Annotated in this window: 22 protein-coding genes; 8 read left to right on the top strand and 14 right to left on the bottom strand. The window is 63.1% G+C overall.

What is annotated here, in order from left to right; all coding sequences use genetic code 11:
• Window positions 1-103 precede the first annotated feature (103 nt).
• From gatB to gatC, 3 genes are all read right to left on the bottom strand, one after another.
• The gene (gene gatB, locus LLY24_RS11745; RefSeq protein ID WP_259036487.1) at window positions 104-1,558 is read right to left on the bottom strand and encodes an Asp-tRNA(Asn)/Glu-tRNA(Gln) amidotransferase subunit GatB; all 1,455 of its coding nucleotides are present in this window, start codon (window positions 1,556-1,558) and stop codon (window positions 104-106) included.
• Window positions 1,558-3,018 carry an Asp-tRNA(Asn)/Glu-tRNA(Gln) amidotransferase subunit GatA gene (gene gatA, locus LLY24_RS11750; protein ID WP_259036488.1) on the bottom strand — a complete coding sequence of 487 codons (1,461 nt, stop codon included), beginning with the start codon at window positions 3,016-3,018 and terminating at the stop codon, window positions 1,558-1,560. The genes gatB and gatA overlap by 1 nt, the downstream gene beginning before the upstream one ends.
• Before the next feature lie 86 nt (window positions 3,019-3,104).
• The gene (gene gatC, locus LLY24_RS11755) at window positions 3,105-3,392 is read right to left on the bottom strand and encodes an Asp-tRNA(Asn)/Glu-tRNA(Gln) amidotransferase subunit GatC (protein ID WP_259036489.1); all 288 of its coding nucleotides are present in this window, start codon (window positions 3,390-3,392) and stop codon (window positions 3,105-3,107) included.
• Between the two features lie 253 nt (window positions 3,393-3,645).
• On the opposite strand from gatC, the gene LLY24_RS11760 reads away from it, so the two are divergent.
• The 7 genes from LLY24_RS11760 (at window position 3,646) to tldD (ending at window position 13,590) form a co-directional block, all read left to right on the top strand.
• Entirely contained in the window at window positions 3,646-4,683 is a 1,038-nt protein-coding gene (locus LLY24_RS11760; RefSeq protein WP_259036490.1) for a rod shape-determining protein, read from the top strand.
• 104 nt (window positions 4,684-4,787) lie between these two features.
• Entirely contained in the window at window positions 4,788-5,642 is an 855-nt protein-coding gene (gene mreC / locus LLY24_RS11765) for a rod shape-determining protein MreC (RefSeq protein ID WP_427854561.1), read from the top strand.
• Window positions 5,642-6,130: a rod shape-determining protein MreD gene (gene mreD, locus LLY24_RS11770; RefSeq protein WP_259036491.1), complete on the top strand. Its 489-nt coding sequence runs from the start codon at window positions 5,642-5,644 to the stop codon at window positions 6,128-6,130. The genes mreC and mreD overlap by 1 nt, the downstream gene beginning before the upstream one ends.
• The gene (locus LLY24_RS11775; RefSeq protein ID WP_259036492.1) at window positions 6,117-6,719 is read left to right on the top strand and encodes a Maf family protein; all 603 of its coding nucleotides are present in this window, start codon (window positions 6,117-6,119) and stop codon (window positions 6,717-6,719) included. The genes mreD and LLY24_RS11775 overlap by 14 nt, the downstream gene beginning before the upstream one ends.
• 82 nt (window positions 6,720-6,801) lie before the next feature.
• Window positions 6,802-8,265, top strand: a complete 1,464-nt coding sequence (rng, locus tag LLY24_RS11780) for a ribonuclease G (protein ID WP_259036493.1) — start codon at window positions 6,802-6,804, stop codon at window positions 8,263-8,265.
• A 4-nt stretch (window positions 8,266-8,269) separates the two neighbouring features.
• A complete protein-coding gene (locus LLY24_RS11785; protein WP_259036494.1) occupies window positions 8,270-12,139 on the top strand; it encodes a YhdP family phospholipid transporter in 3,870 nt (1,289 codons plus the stop codon).
• A complete protein-coding gene (gene tldD, locus LLY24_RS11790) occupies window positions 12,139-13,590 on the top strand; it encodes a metalloprotease TldD (RefSeq protein WP_259036495.1) in 1,452 nt (483 codons plus the stop codon). Before LLY24_RS11785 ends, tldD begins: the two co-directional genes overlap by 1 nt.
• Before the next feature lie 117 nt (window positions 13,591-13,707).
• Here the strand turns inward: tldD and yjgA are convergent, their stop codons facing one another.
• Window positions 13,708-14,232, bottom strand: a complete 525-nt coding sequence (gene yjgA, locus LLY24_RS11795) for a ribosome biogenesis factor YjgA (protein WP_259036496.1) — start codon at window positions 14,230-14,232, stop codon at window positions 13,708-13,710.
• Window positions 14,233-14,378: 146 nt separating this feature from the next.
• Between yjgA and pmbA the strand changes: the two genes are divergently transcribed.
• Entirely contained in the window at window positions 14,379-15,719 is a 1,341-nt protein-coding gene (pmbA, locus tag LLY24_RS11800; RefSeq protein ID WP_259036497.1) for a metalloprotease PmbA, read from the top strand.
• Between the two features lie 20 nt (window positions 15,720-15,739).
• Here pmbA and LLY24_RS11805 read toward each other — a convergent pair whose 3' ends face one another.
• The 10 genes from LLY24_RS11805 to LLY24_RS11850 all read right to left on the bottom strand — a co-directional run bounded on the left by LLY24_RS11805 (window position 15,740) and on the right by LLY24_RS11850 (window position 22,917).
• On the bottom strand, window positions 15,740-16,012 hold the full coding sequence (locus tag LLY24_RS11805) for an HPr family phosphocarrier protein (protein ID WP_259036498.1): 273 nt from the start codon (window positions 16,010-16,012) through the stop codon (window positions 15,740-15,742).
• A 34-nt stretch (window positions 16,013-16,046) separates the two neighbouring features.
• Entirely contained in the window at window positions 16,047-16,967 is a 921-nt protein-coding gene (gene rapZ / locus LLY24_RS11810; RefSeq protein ID WP_259036499.1) for an RNase adapter RapZ, read from the bottom strand.
• Window positions 16,968-17,030: 63 nt separating this feature from the next.
• A complete protein-coding gene (locus tag LLY24_RS11815) occupies window positions 17,031-17,501 on the bottom strand; it encodes a PTS sugar transporter subunit IIA (protein WP_259036500.1) in 471 nt (156 codons plus the stop codon).
• Window positions 17,502-17,505: 4 nt separating this feature from the next.
• On the bottom strand, window positions 17,506-17,814 hold the full coding sequence (gene hpf, locus LLY24_RS11820; RefSeq protein WP_259036501.1) for a ribosome hibernation-promoting factor, HPF/YfiA family: 309 nt from the start codon (window positions 17,812-17,814) through the stop codon (window positions 17,506-17,508).
• 97 nt (window positions 17,815-17,911) lie between these two features.
• Window positions 17,912-19,324: an RNA polymerase factor sigma-54 gene (locus tag LLY24_RS11825; protein ID WP_259036502.1), complete on the bottom strand. Its 1,413-nt coding sequence runs from the start codon at window positions 19,322-19,324 to the stop codon at window positions 17,912-17,914.
• A gap of 104 nt (window positions 19,325-19,428) precedes the next feature.
• A complete protein-coding gene (gene lptB / locus LLY24_RS11830; protein WP_259036503.1) occupies window positions 19,429-20,175 on the bottom strand; it encodes an LPS export ABC transporter ATP-binding protein in 747 nt (248 codons plus the stop codon).
• 10 nt (window positions 20,176-20,185) lie between these two features.
• On the bottom strand, window positions 20,186-20,683 hold the full coding sequence (lptA, locus tag LLY24_RS11835) for a lipopolysaccharide transport periplasmic protein LptA (protein WP_259036504.1): 498 nt from the start codon (window positions 20,681-20,683) through the stop codon (window positions 20,186-20,188).
• Window positions 20,684-20,691: 8 nt separating this feature from the next.
• Window positions 20,692-21,264: an LPS export ABC transporter periplasmic protein LptC gene (gene lptC / locus LLY24_RS11840; RefSeq protein WP_259036505.1), complete on the bottom strand. Its 573-nt coding sequence runs from the start codon at window positions 21,262-21,264 to the stop codon at window positions 20,692-20,694.
• Between the two features lie 13 nt (window positions 21,265-21,277).
• Window positions 21,278-21,820 carry a KdsC family phosphatase gene (locus LLY24_RS11845; RefSeq protein WP_259036506.1) on the bottom strand — a complete coding sequence of 181 codons (543 nt, stop codon included), beginning with the start codon at window positions 21,818-21,820 and terminating at the stop codon, window positions 21,278-21,280.
• Window positions 21,821-21,933: 113 nt separating this feature from the next.
• Complete coding sequence (locus LLY24_RS11850; RefSeq protein WP_259036507.1) at window positions 21,934-22,917, bottom strand: KpsF/GutQ family sugar-phosphate isomerase; 984 nt, start codon at window positions 22,915-22,917, stop codon at window positions 21,934-21,936.
• Window positions 22,918-23,033: the final 116 nt, after the last annotated feature.

The raw sequence follows: 23,033 nt of genomic DNA on the forward strand, positions 1-23,033 counted from the left end.
GGGTGGCAGCCGGTTAACGCGGTTAGCTCAAATACGCAGAAGGCGGCTCTAAAGCCGCCTTCTGCGTTACTGGACGTTGAGAGAAGCTAGACGTTGAAGGGAGTTAGACCAGCGCGTCCAGCTTCTCTTTGAGCAGGCCGTTGACCTGCTGCGGGTTGGCGGTGCCGCGCGAGGCCTTCATCACCTGGCCAACGAAGTAGCCGATCATCTTGCCGCGCTTGTCGGGTTCGGCGTCGCGGTACTGGGCGACCTGCACCGGGCTCTCTTGGATCACCTGGTCGATCATTGCTTCGATGGCGCCGGTATCGGTGACCTGTTTCAGCCCTTTGGATTCGATCACTTCATCGGCGCTTTCGCCCTGGCCGTTCCATAGCGCCTGGAAGACCTGCTTGGCTGCCTTACCGTTGATGGTGCCGTCGATCACCCGAGCGATCAGCTCGCCCAGCTGGCGCGCGGTGATCGGGCTCTGAGCGACGCCGAGATTTTCGCGGTTGAGCGCGCCCGAGAGCTCGCCCTGAACCCAGTTGGCCGCCTGCTTGGCATCGCCGCAAACGTCAAAGGTCTCTTCGAAGAACTCGGCCATTTCGCGGCTGGCCGACAGCACGCTGGCATCGTAGGCCGAAAGGCCGAGCGCGCTTTGGAAACGCTCGCGCTTGTCGGCGGGAAGTTCCGGCAGCTGGCCGCGCAAATGATCCAGGTAGGCCTGGTCGAGCACCACGGGCAAAAGATCAGGGCAGGGGAAGTAGCGGTAGTCGTTGGCTTCTTCCTTGGTACGCATGCTGCGCGTCTCGTCGCGGTCGGGATCGTACAGGCGTGTCTCCTGGACCACTTTGCCGCCATCCTCGATCAGCTCGATCTGACGCTCGACCTCGAAGGCGATGGCGCGTTCGACGAAGCGGAAGGAGTTGACGTTCTTGATCTCGGCGCGGGTGCCGAAGGCCTCCTGACCCTTGGGGCGAACCGAGACGTTGACGTCGCAGCGCATCGAGCCTTCGGCCATGTTGCCATCGGAGATGCCGAGGTAAGTGACGATCGAGTGCAGCGCCTTCAAGTAGGCTACCGCCTCTTTGGCGTTGCGCATGTCGGGTTCGGAGACGATTTCGAGCAGCGGAGTGCCGGCGCGGTTGAGGTCGATGCCGGTCATGCCGTGGATGTCTTCGTGCAGCGACTTACCGGCGTCTTCTTCCAGGTGGGCGTGGTGGATACGAATACGCCGCGTGGTGTCGTCGTCCAGCGTCACCTCGACTTCACCAGGCCCGACGATGGGGTGGTACATCTGGCTCGTCTGGTAGCCCTTGGGCAGATCGGGGTAGAAGTAGTTCTTGCGATCGAAGATCGATACTTCGGCGATCTCGGCGTGGACGGCGAGGCCGAACTGAACCGCCATGGCCACGGCCTGCTCGTTGACCACCGGCAGCACGCCGGGCAGGCCCAAATCGACCGCGCAGGCCTGGGTGTTGGGTTCGGCGCCAAACGCCGTCGGGGCGCCCGAGAAGATCTTCGAGCGGGTGGCGAGTTGAACGTGGACCTCAAGCCCGATTACCGTTTCCCATTGCATTAGGCGTTCTCCAGGGCGAAAGCGGGGCGCTGCAGGTGCCAATCGGTGGCCTGCTGGAACTGGTGCGCGACGTTGAGCAGCTTGGCTTCGGCAAAATGGGTGCCGAGAATCTGCAAGCCGACCGGGCGATTGGCCGCAAGCCCTGCGGGAATGCTGATGCCGGGGATGCCCGCGAGGTTCACCGCGATGGTGTAGATGTCTTGCAGATACATCGATACCGGGTCTTTCTTGGCGCCGAGGTCGAATGCCGGGGTGGGCGAGGCCGGGCCCATGAGCACGTCGACCTCTTCGAAGGCATCGAGAAAGTCCTGACGGATCAGGCGGCGCACCTGCTGCGCTTTTTTGTAATAGGCGTCGAAAAAGCCTTCGGAGAGCGTATGGGTGCCGATCAGGATGCGGCGCTTGACCTCGTCGCCGAAGCCTTCGGCCCGCGAGCGAGTGTAGAGATCGAATAGATCGCTCGGGTCGTCGCAGCGGTGGCCAAAACGCACGCCGTCGTAGCGCGACAGGTTGGAGGAGGCCTCCGCCGGGGCGATGACGTAGTAAGCCGGGATGGCGTAGTGGGTATGCGGTAAGCTCACCTCGCGCACCGTGGCGCCGAGCGACTCGTAGACCTTGATCGCTTCGCGCACGGCCTGTTCGACCTCGGTGGTCAAACCGTCGCCGAAGTACTCCTTCGGCAGGCCGATTTTGAGCCCCGAAAGCGGAGCGCCCAGCGTCTCGGTGTAGTCCGGAACACCGCGGGTCACGCTGGTGGAGTCGCGCCCGTCGTGGCCGGAAATGACGTTCATCAGATGAGCGCAATCTTCGGCGCTGCGCGCCATGGGGCCCGCTTGGTCGAGGCTCGAAGCGTAGGCGATTATCCCAAAGCGCGAGACGCGCCCGTAGGTGGGCTTGAGCCCGGTGATGCCGCAAAACGCCGCCGGTTGCCGAATCGAGCCGCCGGTGTCGGTACCCAGCGCGGCCGGGGCGAGGTCGGCTGCCACCGCTGCGGCGCTGCCGCCCGAGCTTCCGCCCGGTACGGCGGAGAGATCCCAGGGGTTTTTTACCGCGCCGTAATGGCTATTTTCGTTCGACGAGCCCATGGCGAACTCGTCCATGTTGGTCTTACCCAGGCTCACCGTTCCCGCCGCTGAGAGACGCTCGACCACGGTGGCGTCGTAAGGGGCGATGAAGTTATCGAGCATCTTCGAGCCGCAGGTGGTCTTCACCCCCTGGGTGCAGAAGATGTCCTTGAGCGCCAGCGGAATGCCGGTGAGAAGTCCTGCTTTACCTGCCGCACGCGCTTTATCGGCGGCCTCGGCGCGTTCGAGCGCCTGGTCGGCGGTGACGGTGATGTAGCTGTTGAGGGTGCCATCGAAGCGCTCGATGCGCTTGAGGTAGTGAGCGGTGAGCTCGCGGCTCGAGAGCTCACCGCTGGCGAGGGCGGCGGCAAGCTGCGTCAGTGTTTGGTCGTGCATATCCCGAAAGCTCCGTTCAGGGCGAATATCAGGGCAAAAGCGCTAAGGCGCGGTGGCCAGGTGAGTCAGCGACGCGCAGGTGAGGCTCACTCGACCACGCGGGGTACCAGGTAAAGGCCGTTTTCGACCGCTGGCGCGCACTGCTGGAAGCGCTCGCGCTGGTCGCTTTCGGTCACCTCGTCGGGGCGCAGGCGCTGGGTGGCGTCCAGCGGGTGGGCAAGCGGGGCGACGCCGTCGGTGTCCAGGCGCTGGAGTTCGTCGACCATGGCCAGAATCTGGCTCAGGTCCTCCACGAAGCCGCTGGCCTGGTCGTCGCTGATGGCGAGCCGGGCCAGGTGAGCTGCCCGACGCACATGAGATTCTTCAAGCGCCATGATCGAGATTCCTCGTAAACGTAAGGGAACGTATTGAGCCAAGCGCGGTATACATACCGTCATTGGCTAACGTCATAGGTTAACGTCATTGATAAACATCGTTGGATCGCAGACGTGAAAATAGCCGCAAAAGGTACCACATCTTGGCGCCTGCGGGCAGGGTTGGCGACGACTCGTGCTTGCTGCCAGGGGGTTGCGGTGATACCGTTTGCATCCGCACAGGGTTCCCGGTCTGCACTAGGTAACAACATCCATGTTCAAACGTTTGAGGGGGCTGTTTTCCAGCGATCTGTCGATCGATCTGGGTACGGCCAACACACTGATTTATGTACGCGGCCGTGGCATCGTTCTCGATGAACCGTCCGTCGTCGCCATTCGCCAGTCCGGCAACATGCGCAGCGTCGCCTCGGTGGGTGCCGATGCCAAACGCATGTTGGGTCGCACGCCTGGCAACATCACCGCCATTCGCCCGATGAAAGACGGCGTCATCGCCGACTTTACCGTCACCGAGCAGATGCTCCAGCACTTCATTCGCAAGGTCCATCAGAGCACCTTCTTGACCCCTAGCCCGCGCGTTCTGGTCTGTGTGCCCTGCATGTCGACCCAGGTCGAGCGCCGCGCGATTCGTGAGTCCGCCGAAGGCGCGGGCGCGCGCGAAGTCTTCCTGATCGAAGAGCCCATGGCAGCCGCGATCGGCGCTGGGCTTCCGGTCGAAGAGGCTCAGGGCTCGATGGTGGTCGACATTGGCGGTGGTACCACCGAAATTGCCATCATCTCGCTCAACGGCGTGGTTTACTCCGAGTCCATTCGCGTCGGTGGCGACCGCTTCGATGAAGCGATCATCGCCTACGTGCGCCGCCACTATGGCAGCCTCATCGGTGAAGCCACGGCCGAGCGCATCAAAGAAGAGATCGGCTGTGCCTACCCCGGCGGCGAGCTGCGCGAAATCGACGTGCGTGGTCGCAACCTGGCCGAAGGCATTCCGCGTAGCTTCACGCTCAACTCCCACGAAATTCTCGAAGCGCTGCAGGAGACGCTGGGCTCCATCGTCGCTGCGGTGAAGAGCGCGCTTGAACAGTCGCCTCCCGAGCTTGCCTCCGATATCGCCGAGCGTGGTCTCGTGTTGACCGGCGGCGGCGCGCTGTTGCGCGATCTGGACAAGCTGATCGCCGAGGAGACGGGGCTGCCGGTCATCGTCGCCGAGGATCCGCTGACCTGCGTGGCCCGGGGCGGCGGCAAGGCGCTGGAGATGATCGATCAGCACACCTTCGAGTTGCTGTCGAGCGACTGAGCACAGCGGTAAAACGCGAGGGTTGACCTATCAAACCGCTGTTTTCTCATGCAACGCTGCCAGGCTATCGGCTTTTCTTCTGCGCCCTGGCGGCGTCCGCGCTGATGTTCATCGACCACCGCTTCACGCGTATGGAAGACGTGCGCGCTCACATGACCATGGTCGTGGCGCCGATCCAGTGGGTGGTCAGTCTGCCGAGCGATTTGCTCAACTGGGGAACGTTGGCGCTGTCGGACCAGCGTGTGCTGCTGGACGAGAACCGTCGCCTGCGCGAACAGTTGCTCACGCTCTCCCAGCGCGGGCAGCGCATGGCCAATCTCACCGCTGAAAACACCGAGCTTCGCCATCTGCTTCACGCAGCCGAGCGGCGCGAGATTCCCTATATGTCGGCGGAGCTTCTGTCGCTCGACAACGACCCTTTCAGCCACCAAATGGTGGTGGATCGTGGTCATCGCAATGGCGCCTACGTGGGCCAGCCGGTGATCGATGCGGCGGGGCTCGTGGGGCAGGTGACGGCGGTGTCGGCGTACTCAAGCCGAGTGCTATTGGTTTCCGATGCCAGTCACGCCTTGCCGGTGCAGGTCAATCGTAACGGTCTGCGCTTTATCGTTCAGGGCGCGGGGCGCTACGACGCTTTGAACGTCATGCACGTTCCCGATACCGCCGATATTCGCGAAGGCGATCTGCTCACTACCTCGGGGTTGGCCGGGCGCTTTCCGGCGGGCTATCCCGTGGCTCGTGTGACCGAGGTGTTCCACGACCCCGGCAAGCCGTTTGCTCAGGTGAGCGCCGAACCCATGGCGCAGCTGCAGCGCTCGCGGCACTTCTTGCTGCTGTTTCCACCGCCGCCTGACGACGTCGAGAGCGATGAGTGGGACGATATCACCGGGCTCACCAGTGAGGCGCTGCGCAGCGCGCAGATGGTGGCGCCGATCGCGGACAACCAGGAGACGCCCTGATGGCTCGTGCGCCCTTCGTACCGCTGCTGTTCATCTGGTTTACCTTGCTGCTGGCACTTTGCCTTCAGGTCATGCCGCTGGCAGAAGGGTGGCAGGTGTTCCGTCCCGAGTGGCTGGGGTTGATGCTGATCTACTGGTGCATGCGCGTGCCCGATCGGGTCAGCGTTTTTCACGGCTTCGTGCTCGGGCTCTTGCTCGACCTGATCGAAGGTACGCTTTTGGGCCAGCACGCGCTCACGCTCTCGGTGCTGACGTTTCTGTGTGCTTTGGTCTATCCGCGTTTTCGCGCTTACTCGCTGATTCAGCAGGCCGTTTTGGTGGTGGTGCTGCTTGGTCTCATGCAGTTGACCGAACAGTGGCTGCGCACGCTGGTCGGCGAGTTCTCGATTCACCTCACTTTCCTCTATTCTGCATTGGTCAGTGCCGTGCTTTGGCCCTGGCTTGCGACCATGTTCCGCGCACTGGAGCAGCGTTTTGCCAGTTCGTAACGTCGAGAACTTCACTGACGCCGTGCTCTGCTTGGCGTCGGCGTCGCCCCGGCGGCGCGAGCTGCTCGCCTCGATTGGCGTGACCACCACGGTGATGCCCGCCAATATCGACGAGACACCCAAGGCCGGTGAAGCGCCGGATGCCTACGTCGTGCGCCTGGCCCACGCCAAGGCGTTGGCGGTTGCGCCGCACACCGAACTTCCGGTGCTGGGGTCGGATACCGCCGTGGTGGTGGACGATACCATCCTGGGCAAGCCTTGTGATGAAGCCGAGGCATGCGCCATGCTCACGCGCCTCTCGGGGCGGCGCCATCGCGTGGTGACAGGGGTGGCGGTGAGCGGCCCCGAAGGCGTGCTCAGCTGCTGCGTGAGCACTTGGGTATCGATGCGCGCCATCGGGCATGATGAAATGCGCGCTTACTGGGCGACGGGAGAGCCCGCCGACAAGGCTGGGGGCTATGCCATCCAGGGCTTGGCGGCCGTGTTCATCGACCATATCGAAGGCAGTCACTCCGCCGTGGTCGGTTTGCCGCTGTATGAGACGGCGGCGCTGCTGGCCCGCCAGGGTGTGGCGCTATGGCATCGCTGATGGGTAACTTCGCTGACGTTGAGCGCTTGGCAGGCTCGGCCCGGCACTACTTGCTGAACAAGTCATCGATAAGGACGTACGCATGAGTGGTGAAGTGCTGATCAACCTGACGCCGATGGAGACGCGCGTAGCGCTGGTGGAGAACGGCGTGCTGCAGGAAGCGCTGATCGAGCGCTCCCGGCGGCGTGGCATCGTGGGCAATATCTACAAGGGCAAAGTCGTGCGGGTGCTTCCCGGCATGCAGGCCGCCTTTGTCGATATTGGTCTCGAGCGTGCGGCGTTCATTCACGCCCATGAGGTAATGGCGCCACCTTCACCCGGCGAGGAGCAGCCGACCATCGGGCAGCTCTTGCACGAAGGCCAGGCGCTCGTGGTGCAGGTAACCAAAGACCCCATCGGCACCAAGGGGGCGCGGTTGACCACGCACCTCTCGATTCCATCGCGCTACCTGGTCTACATGCCCGACTCGCCCCACCACGGCGTTTCTCAGCGTATCGAAGACGAGGGTGAGCGCGAGCGTTTGAAGAAGCTTCTCGATGCCAGTATCGAGGAGCAGGAGCTAGACGTCAGCGGCGGCTTCATCGTGCGTACTGCCGCCGAAGGCGTCAGCGACGACGAGCTCAAGACCGACATGCACTTTTTGCTGCGGCTGTGGCGGCGCGTCAGCGAGCGCAAGATCACCGCACCGCCGGCTACGGTGATCTACGATGACCTGCCGCTGTTCATGCGTACGCTGCGCGACGTGATGCGCGATGACATCGAGAAGGTGCGCATTGACTCGAGAGAGAACTTCGTCAAGCTGGTCGAGTTCGCTCAGGAGTTCATGCCCAGCGCCGTGGAGCGCATCGAGTACTACCCGGGCGAGCGGCCGCTGTTTGACCTCTACAGCGTCGAGGACGAGATCCAGAAGGCGCTAGAGCGCAAGGTGCAGCTCAAGTCCGGCGGCTACCTGGTCATCGATCCTACCGAGGCGATGACCACCATCGACGTCAATACCGGTGGCTACGTGGGCCATCGCAACCTCGAAGAGACCATCTTCAAGACCAACCTCGAGGCGGCAACGGCAATCGCCCGGCAGCTGCGCCTGCGCAACCTTGGCGGCATCATCATCATCGACTTTATCGACATGGAGGATGTCGAGCACCAGCGCCAGGTGCTGCGGGTGCTGGAAAAAGCCCTGGAGCGCGATCACGCCAAGACCAAGTGTACCGGCGTCACCGAATTGGGACTTGTGCAACTGACCCGCAAGCGCACCCGCGAGAGCTTGGAGCAGACGCTGTGCGAAGCCTGCCCTACCTGCGGCGGGCGCGGTACGCTCAAGACACCGGAGACGGTGTGCTATGAGATCTTTCGCGAGATTTTGCGTGAAGAGCGCGCCTACAGCGCCGAAACCTATCGCGTGTTGGCATCTCAGCCGGTGGTGGATCGCCTGCTCGATGAAGAGTCTGCCGCCGTAGCCGATCTCGAAGCCTTCATCAACAAGACCATTCGCTTCCAGGTCGAGCAGCACTACTCCCAGGAACAATATGACATCGTCTTGATGTGACCCCATGACGATGATGCGTCCGCTGCGCTGGGTGGTTCATGCCCTTGCCGTCGTTCTTGCCTGCGTGGCGCTACTGTCGCTGCTGCTGCGTGCTTTGGTGGCCAACGCCGAAGTGCTGACGCCGCGCATCGAGGCGCTGCTGTCGTCGCTGACCGATGCCACGGTGACCATCGATCACTTCTCGCTCGATCTGGCGCGAAACGACCTGCAGCTGCATCTCAAGGGGCTCAACGCGCGCGCCGACGATCAGCCGCTGGTGGCACTCGACTCTTTGGAGCTGAGTCTCGATCTCTGGGCGTCGCTGCGCCAGCTAATGCCGGTATTTGGCGACGCCGAACTCGAAGGGCTCGACTTTCATCTCTACGAAGGCATCAACGGCACCTGGCAGTGGCCCGAGCCTGCGACCCTACCGCTTTATCTGATTCCCGAAACCGAACTCGACCTGCCACGGGTGGATTTCTGGAGCGAGCTTTTAGTCCGCCAGTCGGCGCGCATCGAGCAGGCCCAACTCGTGCTCCACGGCCAGCACGATACCCTCATGCTCAAGGCCCCCGAGCTTCTTCTTAGCGGCAACGACACGCGTTCACGCCTGCAGGGCAGCATCGATGTTGTCGAGGGGCTGCGTCGCGACGGGCCGGTCACTCAGCAGGCAGTGACCCTGCGCGGCGAGATGCGCCCTGGCGAACACGGCATCGACGACTTCTCCGCCGATCTCGAAGTGGAGCTTGCCTTCGATGCCTTCATCGCGTTGGTGGATCTTTTTCGTCCTGAATACGCTGCACACCTCGAGCAAGTCGGCGGCGACATGCGCCTATGGGGCAGCTGGCAGGCAGGGCGCTTCGATAGTGCTCACTTGGATCTGCACATCCCCCAGCTAACGCTGCGCCAAGCGCTGCAGTACGCCGTGCTGCGCGATATCGAAGCCCAAGGGGTTTGGCAGCGCGACGGCGACGGTGGTCAGGCGTGGCTCAGCGGCGATGCCAAAAGCGTCAAGTGGGCCCAGCCTACTGGTTACGTCGCCGGGCCCGCACTGCCGCGTACCTGGTACGCCGAGCACCGGCCAGGGCGCTGGGAGGTGCGCACCAGTGAGTTCGAGCTGGCGTCGCTGGTGGCTTGGCGCGACTTTCTGTTTCTGCCCGAGTCGATCACTCGGGTGATGGATACTCTAGCCCCGCGCGGCGAGGTCACTGGGCTGCGCCTAGGTCAGCGCGACGGCCAATGGGGCGTGGATGCGGCGCTCACCAACGTCTCGGTGCTGCCGTGGCAGCAAGCACCCGGCGGCGGGCCGGTAGATGCCTGGGTACAGGCGCGCGACGAGCGCGGGCGCGTTGAGTTCACAAGCCCCGGCGAGAGCACGCTTTACTTTCCCGAAGTGTTCGCGTCGCCGATTCGCCTTACCTCGGCCAGTGGTGAAGTCGAGTGGGTCTACGATGGACCTTCGACAATGGTCAGCGGCAAGCGCCTACGTGCGGCGTGGAATGGCGCCGACGTCGAGGGTGGGTTCGGTCTTTACGCGGGGGAAAGCGGTGGCCACCTGGGGCTCGATCTCGCGTTCGCGAATGCCGATGCGCGCGGTACGCCGCTGATCCATTGGCTGCCGATGAATCTGTTCGACGCCAACCTGCGCGAGTGGCTGGGCCAAGATATCGGCGGCATCGTCGAGCGTGGCGTAGTGCGAGTAAGCCAGCCCTGGCGCAGCGGCCGCGACCGTAACGACGCCGAAAGTGAACGCCTGGGCACGGCCACCGTTGGTCTCGAGATTCGCGATGGCCACCTGCCAATGGGCGATGAGCTGCCGATGCTCGAGGCAATGAACGGGCGTCTTCTATGGCAAAACGAGGTGTTGGAAGCGCAGATCGACCACGCCGAGAGCCATGGCGTCGTTGCCTCCCAAGGTGAGCTACGCTACGCCGACGATACGCTTGCACTATCGGGAGCGCTGCAAAGCGACGGTGATTCGCTGCTCGCCTTTCTCAAGGCGCTGCCGGTCGAGGGGCTCGAGACGCTCGATGACCTGCGCGCGAGCGGCGAGGTCACTGGCGACGTAGCGCTGGCGCTGCCCCTGGACGAACCCGAGCGTTTGGCGCTCGAGGTCAATACCGCGCCGCGTTTCGACTGGGTGCGTTACCTGCCGCTCGGCGTCGAGGCGCGCAGTATCGCCGGTGAGCTCACCTGGCAGCAGCGTGACGAAGCCTACGCGCTCACCGGAAGCGTCGATGGGCGCGCCCTTGGTGGCAGCGTGCGCGCTGAGGTGGATACACCGCATAACACCGTGCGGCTAAGCGGTGAAGCGACCCCGGAGGCGCTATTTGCCCTGGCTGACAGCGATATGGACCCGGCACGCTTGCCGCTCACCGGGCACACTGCCTGGCAGGGCCGCGTCACGCTCGAACCAAGCGTGCGCCTGGAGATCGAAAGTGCCTTAAGCGGCATCCGCAGTACGCTGCCGCCGCCGTTCGACAAGCGTGCCGGTGAGGCATGGCCCTGGCGGTTGGGCATCGACTTCGACCAATCGCACCTCGTAAGCCGCCTTGGTTCCTTGGCGAGTGTGGAAGCCAACGCCATCAATGAGCAGTGGCGTGGAGCCGTGGCCGTGGGTAACGCCCTAGATACCGGCGTTACCCTGCCGCAAAGCGGCTGGCGACTGGCAGCCGGGCTTGACGAAGTGGACATCGATGCCTGGCAGCAGGCGCTGTCGCCACTTCTAGATAGCGGTGAAGAGCACAGCTTCGATCTCTCTGACCTAGCGCTACCACCGCTACAAGGCCAATTCGATATCGGCTGCTTGCGTCTGCGTGGCGCCTGCGTCGAGCAGCTTCGCGCCGAAGCCAGCGCCCAGGGCAGCAGCGCCCAACTAACTCTCGAGGGTAATACGCTCAGCGGGCGGGCGCGCTACTCAGCCAACGAGCGCTACCCGCTGGATATCAGCGTGGTGTCGCTGGCGCTCGACCCTTGGCTTGATGTGGGTGAGCGCGTCGAGCCGCAGCCCGTTGCTGCCCCCGGCCACTGGCTCAACGAACTCGATACCGACCAGAGCCCGCCGATGGGGCTGCCCGAGTGGCTAGGGGAGTTGCCCGATGGTCGCCTGCGGGTGGCTGAAATCAGTTGGGATGGTGGGCGCGCGGGGCCGTTGACCGCTTACTGGCAAAGCGCCGAGGATGGCTTGACGCTAAGCCCGGTAGGGCTGACCCTAGGCCAGCTTACGGCGCGGGGTGCATTGCACTGGCAGGGCAATCGCATCAACAGCCACACCCATGCGGCGCTTTCGCTCGCCGGGCGCGACGTAGGAACGGCGCTCGAGCGCCTGGGCCAGCCTGCCGCCATGCGCTCGAGTGAGCTAAGCGCTTCGGCCACGCTCGATTGGCCCGGCGCGCCCTGGCAATTTTTGCCTTACCGCGCAGGCGGAGAGCTCGCCGCCGAGGTGAAGGATGGCAGTTTCCTGGCGCTGGATTCGGCGCCGGTCAAGCTCGTGGGCCTTTTGAACTTCGACAATATCCTGCGTCGCCTGCGCCTGGATTTCTCCGATGTGACGGAGCGTGGCACCGCCTTTGACCATATTCAAGGCGAGGCGGACATCGCCGCGGGGCAGTTGCGTCTGCGCGGGCCATTGCAAATCGACATGCCCTCCGCCAATCTGAGGCTCACGGGAAGCGTGGATTTGGCCCAGCGCACGCTGGATCAGCGCCTTGGCGTGGTACTGCCGGTTTCCCAGGCGCTGCCCGTCGCTGCGCTCGCCGCTGGCGCGCCGATTGCCGGTGGCGTACTGCTCGTGGTGCATCAGCTCTTCGGCGATGCGCTGGGTAGAGCGACAACGATTCATTACCGTGTGCGCGGCCCTTGGTCGTCGCCACAAGTGACTTTAGAAGGTACTTAATGAGCACGCATACACGCGATCTTGATACCGCGATCTCGGTACTCCTCACGCCGGGTGGGCTCGACCTCGACGGCGTGGACGCAGGCCTGGCTCACGCCATGGGCCCCGGCGTCGACTACGCCGATCTCTACTTTCAGCGCAGCTGGCAGGAGGGGTGGGTGCTCGAAGATGGCGAGGTCAAGGAAGCGAGTTACAGCATCGACGGCGGCGTCGGCGTGAGGGCTCTAGCGGGTGAGAAGACCGGTTTCGCCTACTCCAACCAGATCAGCGCCGATGCCCTGCTCGATACCGGACGTACCGCCTCAGGCATCGTGCGTAGCGGCAAACGCTTGGGCTGCCAAGCAGTTCAGCTGACCCAGGCGGCATCGCGCTATGCCGGGTTCGACCCGCTCGCCGGGCTCAGCGCCGAAGAGAAAGTGGCCATGCTCAAGGAGGCCGATCGCGTAGCGCGCAGCGCCGACCCGCGCATCAGCCAAGTCAGCGCCTCACTCTCGGGCACCTATGAAGTCGTTCTAGTGCGCGCAAGCGACGGCACGCTCGCGGTCGATCTACGTCCGCTGGTGCGCTTCAACGTCAGCGTCATCGCCATTCAGGCCGGGCGGCGCGAGCGCGGCGGCGCGGGCGGCGGTGGACGTTACTCCATGGCGCGCCTGCGCGATGAGGGCGTGGCCGAGCGCTACGCCAAAGAAGCCGTGCGCCAGGCGCTGGTGAACCTTGATGCCGTAGATGCCCCGGCCGGGCAAATGCCCGTGGTACTGGGAGCGGGTTGGCCCGGTATTCTGCTTCACGAAGCGGTGGGCCATGGCCTCGAAGGCGATTTCAATCGCAAGGGCAGCTCCGCCTTTGCTGGGCGCATTGGCGAGCGCGTTGCTGCCTCCGGCGTCACGGTGGTCGACGATGCCACCCTCGTCGATGGGCGCGGCTCGCTCAGCGTCGACGATGAAGGCACGCCGGGGCAAAATACCCCGCTGATCGAAGACGGTATCTTGACCGGCTATATGCAGGACAAGCTCAACGCGCGACTTATGGGCATGGCGCCCACCGGCAACGCCCGGCGCGAATCCTTTGCCCATTTGCCCATGCCGCGCATGACCAACACCGTGTTGATGGCGGGCCAGGACGAGCCCGACGAGATCGTCAAGAGCGTCAAGCGCGGCATTTACGCGGTGAGCTTTGGCGGTGGGCAGGTCGACATCACCTCGGGTAAGTTCGTCTTCTCGGCAAGCGAAGCCTATTTGATCGAGGATGGCCGCATCACCGCGCCGGTCAAAGGCGCCACCTTGATCGGTAATGGCCCGGAGGCGATGGGACGCATTTCCATGATCGGCCACGACATGGCGCTGGATACCGGCGTGGGTGTGTGTGGCAAAGAGGGGCAGGGCGTGCCCGTGGGCGTGGGCCAGCCTACGCTGAAACTCGACGAGTTGACGGTTGGCGGTACGCAGTCTTAAAAGCGGGTCTTAAAACTGGTCTTAAAGGCTGGTCTGCTCTTAAAGAGCGCAATCTTGGTGCGCTTGGGCGTGCCCCCTGCCGGTTGGCGGGGGGCACCGAGCGTCTTTTGGAGCGCCTTAGAGCGCAACCGAATCGCGCAGGTGCTTGAACAGCTTGCGTGCGCTTGCCGGGGGCTTGTTCTGCTCCTTCTCGCGCTTGGCGTTACGTACCAGCTGGCGCAGCGTTTGGCGGTCGGCGTCGGGGTACTCGGCAAGAAAGGCATCGACGGCGGGGTCGCCTTCGTCGATCAGCCGGTCGCGCCACTTTTCGAGGCGGTGAAAGGCGTGATCGCGCTGCTCTTTCTCCTGCTCCACGGCGTCGAAAACGCCCTGAATCGCGTCGAGGTCTTCTTTGCGGATCAGCTTGCCAACGTACTGCATGTGGCGCCGACGCCCTTCGTGGGAGCGAATACGTCCGGTCTCCTCGATGGCACGCAGCATGTCGTCGGAGAGGGGGAAGCGGGCAAGCTCGCTGGGCTTCATCGCGATCAAGGTTTCGCCGAGTGCCTGCAGGGCGTGCATTTCGCGCTTGAGCTGCGACTTGCTCGGGCGCAGCTCCTCCTGCTCGTCGGGCGTCAGCGGCTCGGGGCGTTGCTTGGGCATAAGCGTACTCATCGACAACATGGTTATAACGAAACGGGCAGTCGCCAACTGGCGAGTGTGATATCCCATCGGTTGGCGGCATTATATCAGGCTGCCGACGGCAAATTGGTTCGCCTGGCGAATTCACCCGAAATTAAGGAGGCTCCATGACACAGGCATTTGACGCATCGGCGCAGGAGACGCTGCTGGCGGCGCGCGCAGAAGAGGCGCTGGCGCTGGCCAAGCGCCTGGGTGCCGATGCCGCCGAAGTAGGCGCCAGCGTCGATCAGGGCATCGGTATCAGCGTGCGCCAGGCGGAAGTGGAAACGGTGGAGCTTTCGCGCGATCAGGGCATTGCCATCACCGTTTATGTCGGCCAGCGCAAAGGCAGCGCCTCATCCACCGATGCCGGTAGCGACTCGATTCGTGCCACGGTCGAGAAGGCCCTGGCGATTGCGCGCTACACCGGGGAAGATCCGGCGGCGGGGCTTGCCGATGCCGAGCTCATGGCGCGCGATTTGCCCGATCTCAAGGTGCATCACCCCTGGGCGCTGACGACCGACGAGGCGATCGAGCTGGCGCTTGCCTGCGAGCGCGCGGGGAGCGCGGTAGAGGGCATTAGCCAGTCCGACGGTGCCTCGCTCTCCAGCGGCGAAGGCGTGCGCGTCTACGCCAATAGTCACGGCTTTCTAGGTACTCAGAAGGGCAGCCGCCACTCGCTGTCGTGCATGCTGATCGCTCAAGACGCCGCTGGTATGCAGCGTGACTACGATTACACCTCGTCGCGCGATCCGCGCAAGCTGCGCGATCCCGAAGCGGTTGGACGCGATGCTGCCGCGCGGACGCTGCGCCGCCTAGGCGCGCAGCGCCCCCCGACGGGCACCTTCCCGGTGCTCTTCGATCCGGCAATGGCAAGCGGCTTGGTCGGGCATTTGATGAGCGCCTTGGCGGGTGGCGCGCTCTATCGCCAGGCGTCGTTTCTGTGTGATCGTCTGGGCTCGACGCTCTTTCCCGAGTGGTTTGGACTCGAAGAGCGTCCACGCGAAATAGAAGGCTCGGCAAGCTCAGCATTCGATAGCGACGGCGTCGCCACGCGGGATAATCGCTTCATCGACCAAGGCAAGATCGCAAGCTATATGCTATCGGCCTATAGCGCACGGCGTCTCAACATGCAGAGTACCGGCAATGCGGGCGGAGCACGCAATCTGCGCCTGGTCGCGCCGCTCACCCCGCTCGATAAACTCTATACAGAGCTCGGCACGGGACTGGTGGTCACCGAGCTGATGGGGCAGGGGGTCAACGGCGTGACCGGCGATTACTCACGCGGTGCGGCGGGGTTCTGGGTGGAAAACGGCAAGGTTCAATACCCGGTCGAGGAGTTCACCATCGCGGGCAACCTCGAACGCATGTTCGGTGGTTTGGTGGCGCTGGGCGATGATATCGATACGCGCGGCAGTATCCACACCGGAAGCTGGCTGATCGACGCTATGACGGTCGCCGGGCGTTAACTAGCGTTCTTTTGACTAGCTTAGCTATCTTCTTCGTCGAAACGGGCGTCGAACAGAGCCTCGATGGCATTGAGGGCCTGTTCGGCGTCGTCACCCGTGGCCTCCACGCGTAGCTCGGTGCCGCACGGGGCGGCCAGCATCAACAGCGACATGATGTTGCTGGCATCGGCGCACTGCGTCTGCTTGTACACCTGCACCTTGGCGCTAAAGCTTTGGGCACACTGAACCAGTTTGGTCGCCGCGCGAGCGTGCAGGCCGCGCTTGTTGGTGAGTGTCAGATTGCGTTCGGGCACCCTGCTTCCTTCTGCTGCGGGTTAGGTAAAGAGCCTAGGCGTTAGGCGTGGTGTCGTTATTAACAGCGTCGTTATTAACCGCATCGTTATTGACCGCATAGTTGAGCCCAAGCTCGCGGTGACGCACCTGAACGTCGCCCGTCCACTCGCCGATGGTCCGCGCCAGCTGCTCGACGATGTAGACCGAGCGGTGCTGACCGCCGGTACAGCCGATGGCGACTGTCATATAGCTGCGCTGGCTGGTTTGGTAGACAGGCAGCCAGCGCTCGAGCCAGGCGCGAATGTCTGTGAGCATCTCGTCGACCACGGGATAGCTCGCCAGAAAGGCGATGATATCGGCGTCGCGTCCGGTGAACTGGCGCAGCGTCGGGTCCCAATAGGGGTTGGGCAGGCAGCGAACGTCGAAAACCAGATCGGCGTCCAGCGGCACGCCGCGCTTGTAGCCAAAGGATTCGAAGGTCAACGTCAGCTCGTCCTGCTTGCGCCGGGCTACCTGGTCGGTGATGCGGCGGCGCAGGTCGTGAACCGAGAGGCGCGAGGTGTCGATGGTGAGATCGGCGATATCACGAATCTCGTGCAGCGTCTCCTCCTCTTTGCCGATGGCCTCTTCAAGCGTCATGCCAGTGGCGCGGGTTAGCGGATGCCGCCGCCGCGTGGCCGAGTAGCGCTCGAGCAGAATCCGCGCATCGGTGGTGAGGTAGACGATCTGAAAGCGAATGGCGCGCGCGCGCAGCTCATCGAGTAGCTGCGGCAGGCGCGCCAGTGCGGCGGGCAAATTACGCGCATCGATACTCACCGCCACATTGGTGCGCTCGCCTTCGCGAAGCTCGTCGATCAGCGAGCCGAGCAGCATCGCCGGGAGGTTATCGATGGCGTAGTAGCCCAGATCCTCCAGGGCCTGGAGGGCGATCGATTTACCCGAGCCGGAACGGCCGCTAATGATCACCAGTTGCATGGCATCTCTCTATACGCGGTCAGCGCGCCATTCAAGGGAAAAACAGCGCGTAACGATGGGCGTTTATGAGGCTGTTTGCTCGCGGATCTTGCTCAGTAAGAGCTCCAGGAGCTCGCGCTGGCTGGTCGTTTTGCGCAGCTGCTGCCGGGTGTCGCTATCGTTCATGATGGTCGCGACCTGTCCCAGCAGGGCGAGGTGGGTGTCGTCGGCTTCCTCAGGCACCAAAAGCACGAAGACTAAATCTACCGGGTCGCCGTCGATGGCATCGAAATCGATGGCATCGGCTAGCTTGAGAAAACCGGCAATCGGCGTAGTGCAGTGAGGGCTTCGTGCATGAGGAATGGCAACGCCATTACCAATGCCGGTGCTGCCGAGGCGCTCGCGCCCGATCAAGCGGCCGAACACCTCTTGGCTATCGAGGCTTGGGATGTTTTGAGCAATGAAGGTGCTGAAGAACTCCAGCACCCGTTTCTTGCTGCCCCCGGGCACGTCGTAGAGCACGCGCTCCGGGGGGAGTATGGTTTCCAACGTCATCGAATTAACGCACGCCAGCGCCTTGAGCGCGGGCCTGTGCCTTTTCCTTGTGCTTGACTAGTTGACGATCGACCTTGTCGGCCAAGGCATCGATCGCCGCGTACATATCGCTGTCCTGGGCCTCGGCGTGAAGATCGGCACCGGCAGCATGGAGCGTGCAAGCAGCCTGCTGACGCTCCTTCTCAACGGATAAGGTGACTTGCACCGTGGTGATATTGTCATAGTGACGCTCGATGCGTTCAAGCTTCTCGTTGACGTAGTCGCGTAGAGCGTCAGTCAGTTCGATATGATGACCAGTCAGGTTGACTTGCATTGACGTACTCCTTATCCATCGGACTGTACTTCGATTGTAACCCTTTTTCTGGGTAAGCAAAGAGGTACGCGTACTTTCGTTGCCTCCTTACGTTTATTCAGCGTAGACGACGGCGCTCGCTTGAGGAAGGGATGCCCATGGCTTCGCGGTATTTAGCCACGGTACGACGCGCCACGCTGATACCACTCTCTTCGAGCAGCGTGACCAGACGGCTATCGGAAAGCGGCTTGCCTGCGGGCTCCTCGCCAATGAGCTTTTTCAACCGCGCGCGAATGGCGGTGCTCGAATGGCCGTCGCCTTCCTGGTTGCTGACCTGACTGGAAAAAAAGTATTTGAGCTCGAAGACACCGCGCGGCGTATGGATGTACTTCTGCGTGGTGACGCGGGAAATGGTCGACTCGTGCATCTCAACGGCGCTGGCGATATCGGCCAGAATCAATGGCTTCATCGCCTCTTCGCCGTGCTCCAGAAAGCCGATCTGACGAGCGATGATCTCACGGCCCACGCGCAGCAGCGTATCGTTGCGGCTCGATAGGCTCTTGATCAGCCAGCGCGCCTCCTGCAGGTGATCCTTGAGGAACTGGTTGTCCTGGCTCTTGTCGGCGCGTTTGATCAGGCTAGCGTAATCCGGCTGGATTCGCAGTCGCGGCAGCGCCTCGGGGTTGAGCTCCAGATGCCAGCCTTCCTGGTCGTGGCGCACGATGAGATCGGGCGTGACGTAGCTATCGTCGGTCGCGCTATAGGCGCTACCGGGGCGCGGGTCTAGGCTGCGGATGAGATCGATGACATCCGCAAGCTGTTCGTCATCGAGCCCCAGGCGGCGTTTGAGCAGGCGTGTGTCGTCTTTACCCAAGGCTTCCAGAAACTGACGCACCAGCCGTTTGGCGGGCATCAGCAGCGGCGTGTCGTCGGCAAGCGTTGCGAGCTGGAGCATCAAACACTCACGCAGATCGCGGGCAAACACGCCGGTGGGCTCGAACTGCTGCAGCCGCAGCAGCGTGGTTTCGACCTCGCGCGGGCTCAAGCCTTCGAGCCCCTGGGCGCGCAGGCCGTCGCGGATGTCGTTGAGTGGCTGGGTGAGGTAGCCGTTGGCGTCGAGCGCGTCGATCAGGCTCTCGGCGATCAGCTGCTCGCGGGGGCCGACATCGGTCATCGCCAGTTGCCAAAGCAGGTGGCTGTGTAGGCTCTGGCCTGCCGCCTGGCGCTCGAAGTCGGGGCCGTCGTTGGCGCTGCCTGAGCTTGCCATGTCTTGGTAGGTGTCGGACCAGTCGCTATCCACCGCGAGTTCGTCGGGAATACTTTCGGCCCAGTCGGGCTCTTCGGCTTCGCTCACTACCTGCTCGCCGAACTCGTCTTCCTGTTCGAGCAGCGGGTTGGCATCAAGTGCTTGCTGAATTTCCTGGCGAAGGTCCAGCGTCGAGAGCTGCAGCAGGGCGATTGCCTGTTGCAGCTGGGGCGTCATGGTGAGCTGAGTGCCGATACGCAGTTGTAAAGACGCTTTCATGACCATCTGAAAACCACTCGTTGATCGGAAAGCTCCACCCTAGTGCGACTCGGCGCGGCGTGCAAGTGCAATAAGCATGCCATTGGCAATATGTATGCCATAGGTCGGGTTTATAAGCGGAAGTCGGCGCCTAGGTAGACCTCACGCACCTTTTGGTTGTCGAGGATGGTGTCCGGCGAGCCGCTGGCGATGATATGGCCGTCGCCGACGATGTAGGCGATATCGCAAATATCCAGCGTTTCGCGCACGTTGTGGTCGGTGATCAGAACGCCGATATGGCGCTCTTTGAGCGCGCGAATGATCGACTTGATGTCGCCCACCGAAATCGGGTCGACCCCGGCGAAGGGTTCGTCGAGCAAGATGAAGGCAGGGTCGGTGGCGAGCGAGCGGGCGATCTCTACCCGGCGGCGCTCACCGCCGGAGAGGCTCATGCCCAAGTTGTCGCGAATGTGGGTGATGTGGAAATCTTCGAGCAACCCCTCAAGACGGGTTTCGCGCTGATGACGGTCGAGATCTTTGCGCGTTTCGAGGATCGCCATGATGTTATCGGCCACCGTCAGCTTGCGAAAGATCGACGCCTCCTGGGGGAGATATCCAATGCCTGCCAAGGCGCGCTCGTGCATCGGCGCGCGCGAGAGGTCGAGTTCATCGATGCCGACCTGTCCGGCGTCGGCCTTGACCAGCCCTACGATCATGTAGAACGAGGTGGTCTTGCCCGCGCCGTTAGGGCCGAGCAGACCCACGACGCTGCCTTGGGCGATGTCGAGATTGATGTCCTTGACCACGCGGCGGCGCTTGTAGCTCTTGGCCAGGTGCCGGGCGTGCAGCGTCTTGACGGGGGCGCTTGGGGTAGACACGAAGTTTCTCCTACTGTTCGGGCTGCAGCGTCATGCGAATGCGTTGGGTCTGGCTGCCTTCGACATCGGAGCGCGCTTGCACGACTTCACGGTCGATGAAGTATTCCAGACGCCCGCCGGTGAAGCGATCGTCGTTCTGGGTCAGCTCGGCCTGATCGATCAGCTCGACGCGCCGTTCGGCGACGTGATAAATGACCCGGCGACCCCAGCCCTCCATCGGGCCGTCCTGGCCTTCACCCTGGTGGCGCAGGTAGGCGCGCTCGCCAGTGGCAATGGCGCGGGAGAGCTCACCGGCATCGTTACGCTGAATCTCCACGCGGTCGCCACGCAGCTGCATGGGACCCTGACGAATATCGACATCGCCGGTATAGACGGCCGTGCCCGCACGCTGGTCAAGGTCCAGCCGGTCGGCTTCCACTTCGATAGGCGCCTGGGACTGTGACGACGTGTTCTGGGCCATGGCCGCCAGCGGTAGGACGAGCAGTAGGGCAGGGATGAGCGCTTTCATATCGACTCCTAAGGGCGATTGGTTTCGGCGGGGTGGTGACCGCGCACGCGGCCCGACAGCTCTACGCGGCTGTCGTCGAGCCATACGTCCATGCGCTCGGCGTTCATGGTCTGGGGCGGCTGTTGGAGCAGCACCGGCACGTCGCTCCAGGCGTGGGCGTTGATACCATCGTAGTGCAGCTCTTCGCTATCTAGCTGCCAGCCTTCATCGGGGGCGATGAGGTGGGCATTACCGGTTAGCGTCAGCGCTTGACGAGCGGTGTCGAGCGTGCCGACGTCTGCCGAGGCGAGCCACTGGCGCTGTTCGCTATCGTAGAGCAGAGCATCGGGCGACTCGACCCAGGTATGGTTTTGCTGCGGCGTATGAATCAGCCTTGGCGTGGCGAGCGACTGGCTAATCCGGCCATTTTCACCAAATAGCGTAACCTCGGCGTTCTCCAAGACGTGCCCAGGCTCGTCGGCCTGAGCTTCTGGGTCGATGGGCACGCTTTCGGGCCCGCGCGGGTCGATCCACACCAGCAAGGCCCCGAGCGCTACCACGAGGCCCGTGATCCAGACGCGCTTGCGTATTGGCTTGCTCATCTTGGTTCACTCATTAATGCTTCCCTTCAAGATAGCTCTCCATCACCGTGTGCCAACGGCCTTGGGTTTCGAGCAGCGTATCGCAGATCTCACGCACGGCGCCGTGGCCGCCTAGGCGGTCGGTGACCCAGTCGGCGTGGGTGTGCAGGTAGTCCGGCGCATTGGGCACGGTGATGCCCACACCCGAGTGTTTGATGGCGGCCAGATCCGGCAGGTCGTCACCGCAGTAGGCTACCTGGTCGAGGGTGATGTTGAGGCGCTCGCAAAGCGCTTTGAGCGTGGTCAGTTTGTCTTTCACGCTCTGGTGGACGTGGTCGATGCCGAGTGCTACGGCGCGCTGGCTGACCATCGTCGAATCCCGCCCGGTGATCAACGCCACCTCGATGCCCGCGCGCTTGAGCAGCTGAAGGCCGAGCCCATCCTGAGTGTGGAATGCCTTGATTTCGATACCGTCGGCCTGAAAGTAGAGGCGGCCATCGGTCAATACGCCATCGACATCGATGGCGAGCAGGCGAACGTGGCGAAGGCGATCGAGCAGGGCATCGGTAAGGATCATGTTGGCTCCTGAATGCGGGCTAAAAAAGGGAGTGGGCCAAAAAGGTAGATAGCTAAGGATAACCAAATAATAGGCTTGGCGAGTGGCGGGCGCTAAGCATCAGAGCGACCGGCTTAGATCACGCCGCTGGCAAGTAAGTCGTGCATATGCAGGGCGCCGATGGGGCGCTGCTCTTCGTCGACCACCGCCAGCGCCGTGATCCGGCTATCCTCCATCAGGCGTACCGCTTCGGCTGCCAACACGTCGGGGCCGATGCGCTTGCCCGGACGCGTCATGACGTCATCGACGCTAACGTCGCGCAGGTCCAAGTGGTGATCCAGCGTGCGGCGCAGGTCGCCGTCGGTATACACGCCCGCCAGCCGACCTTCGGCGTCTACCACACAGGTGAAACCTAGCCCCTGGCGGGTGATTTCGAGTAGGGCATCGCGCAGCGGGCTGCCTAGTGCCACGCGGGGCAGGCGGTCGCCTTCGTGCATCAGATCGCGCACGCGCAGCAGTAAACGCTTGCCAAGGCTGCCGCCGGGGTGCGACAGGGCGAAGTCTTCGGCGGTGAAGCCACGCGCTTCGAGTAGCGCCACGGCCAGGGCATCACCTAGCGCGAGCGCAGCGGTGGTAGAGCTCGTGGGGGCAAGATCGAGCGGGCAGGCTTCGCGCTCAACGCCGCTGTCCAAGTGCGCGTCGGCGTGGCGAGCCAGGGTCGAGTGGGGGCGCCCGGTCATACTCACCAGCGGCGTGCCCAGACGTTTGAGCAGGGGTAGCAGCGCCGTGACCTCGGCGGTTTCGCCGGAGTTGGAGAGCGCCAACACCACGTCGCCGCGAGTGATCATGCCCAAATCGCCGTGGCTGGCCTCTCCGGGGTGGACGAAGAACGCTGGCGTGCCGGTGCTGGCAAGCGTAGCGGCAAGCTTGCCCGCGATATGCCCCGACTTGCCCATGCCGGTCACGACCACGCGCCCCTGGCAGGCGAGGATCAGCGCGCAGGCGCGATCGAACCCATCGTCGAGCTTGGCTTGTAGACCGCTAATGGCGGCCTGCTCGATCTGCAGGGTGCGCAGCGCGCTTTCGCGCAAGGGGCTTGGGGTGTCGGCTTGGCCCATGACAACGTCTCTACTCTTTAGTGTTGATTTACAAGAATAACATCATGTCCCATGCGCCCAGAAGGTTTTTGCCACCGGGAGCCCTGGCGAGGCTTGACACTTTTGTAGCTAGTTAA

The organism is Halomonas dongshanensis, assembly GCF_024790395.1.
Taxonomy (GTDB): domain Bacteria; phylum Pseudomonadota; class Gammaproteobacteria; order Pseudomonadales; family Halomonadaceae; genus Vreelandella; species Vreelandella dongshanensis.

Bases quoted from the DNA above. Each gene is read 5' to 3' on its own strand.
- LLY24_RS11850 (WP_259036507.1), bottom strand. From the start codon at position 22,917: ATGGGCCAAGCCGACACCCCAAGCCCCTTGCGCGAAAGCGCGCTGCGC.
- gatB (WP_259036487.1), bottom strand. From the start codon at position 1,558: ATGCAATGGGAAACGGTAATCGGGCTTGAGGTCCACGTTCAACTCGCC.
- yjgA (WP_259036496.1), bottom strand. From the start codon at position 14,232: ATGCCCAAGCAACGCCCCGAGCCGCTGACGCCCGACGAGCAGGAGGAG.
- LLY24_RS11825 (WP_259036502.1), bottom strand. From the start codon at position 19,324: ATGGTCATGAAAGCGTCTTTACAACTGCGTATCGGCACTCAGCTCACC.
- gatA (WP_259036488.1), bottom strand. From the start codon at position 3,018: ATGCACGACCAAACACTGACGCAGCTTGCCGCCGCCCTCGCCAGCGGT.
- LLY24_RS11815 (WP_259036500.1), bottom strand. From the start codon at position 17,501: ATGACGTTGGAAACCATACTCCCCCCGGAGCGCGTGCTCTACGACGTG.
- lptC (WP_259036505.1), bottom strand. From the start codon at position 21,264: ATGAGCAAGCCAATACGCAAGCGCGTCTGGATCACGGGCCTCGTGGTA.
- mreC (WP_427854561.1), top strand. From the start codon at position 4,788: ATGTTCATCGACCACCGCTTCACGCGTATGGAAGACGTGCGCGCTCAC.
- LLY24_RS11785 (WP_259036494.1), top strand. From the start codon at position 8,270: ATGACGATGATGCGTCCGCTGCGCTGGGTGGTTCATGCCCTTGCCGTC.
- rng (WP_259036493.1), top strand. From the start codon at position 6,802: ATGAGTGGTGAAGTGCTGATCAACCTGACGCCGATGGAGACGCGCGTA.
- pmbA (WP_259036497.1), top strand. From the start codon at position 14,379: ATGACACAGGCATTTGACGCATCGGCGCAGGAGACGCTGCTGGCGGCG.
- gatC (WP_259036489.1), bottom strand. From the start codon at position 3,392: ATGGCGCTTGAAGAATCTCATGTGCGTCGGGCAGCTCACCTGGCCCGG.
- hpf (WP_259036501.1), bottom strand. From the start codon at position 17,814: ATGCAAGTCAACCTGACTGGTCATCATATCGAACTGACTGACGCTCTA.
- LLY24_RS11845 (WP_259036506.1), bottom strand. From the start codon at position 21,820: ATGATCCTTACCGATGCCCTGCTCGATCGCCTTCGCCACGTTCGCCTG.
- mreD (WP_259036491.1), top strand. From the start codon at position 5,642: ATGGCTCGTGCGCCCTTCGTACCGCTGCTGTTCATCTGGTTTACCTTG.
- lptA (WP_259036504.1), bottom strand. From the start codon at position 20,683: ATGAAAGCGCTCATCCCTGCCCTACTGCTCGTCCTACCGCTGGCGGCC.
- LLY24_RS11760 (WP_259036490.1), top strand. From the start codon at position 3,646: ATGTTCAAACGTTTGAGGGGGCTGTTTTCCAGCGATCTGTCGATCGAT.
- tldD (WP_259036495.1), top strand. From the start codon at position 12,139: ATGAGCACGCATACACGCGATCTTGATACCGCGATCTCGGTACTCCTC.
- rapZ (WP_259036499.1), bottom strand. From the start codon at position 16,967: ATGCAACTGGTGATCATTAGCGGCCGTTCCGGCTCGGGTAAATCGATC.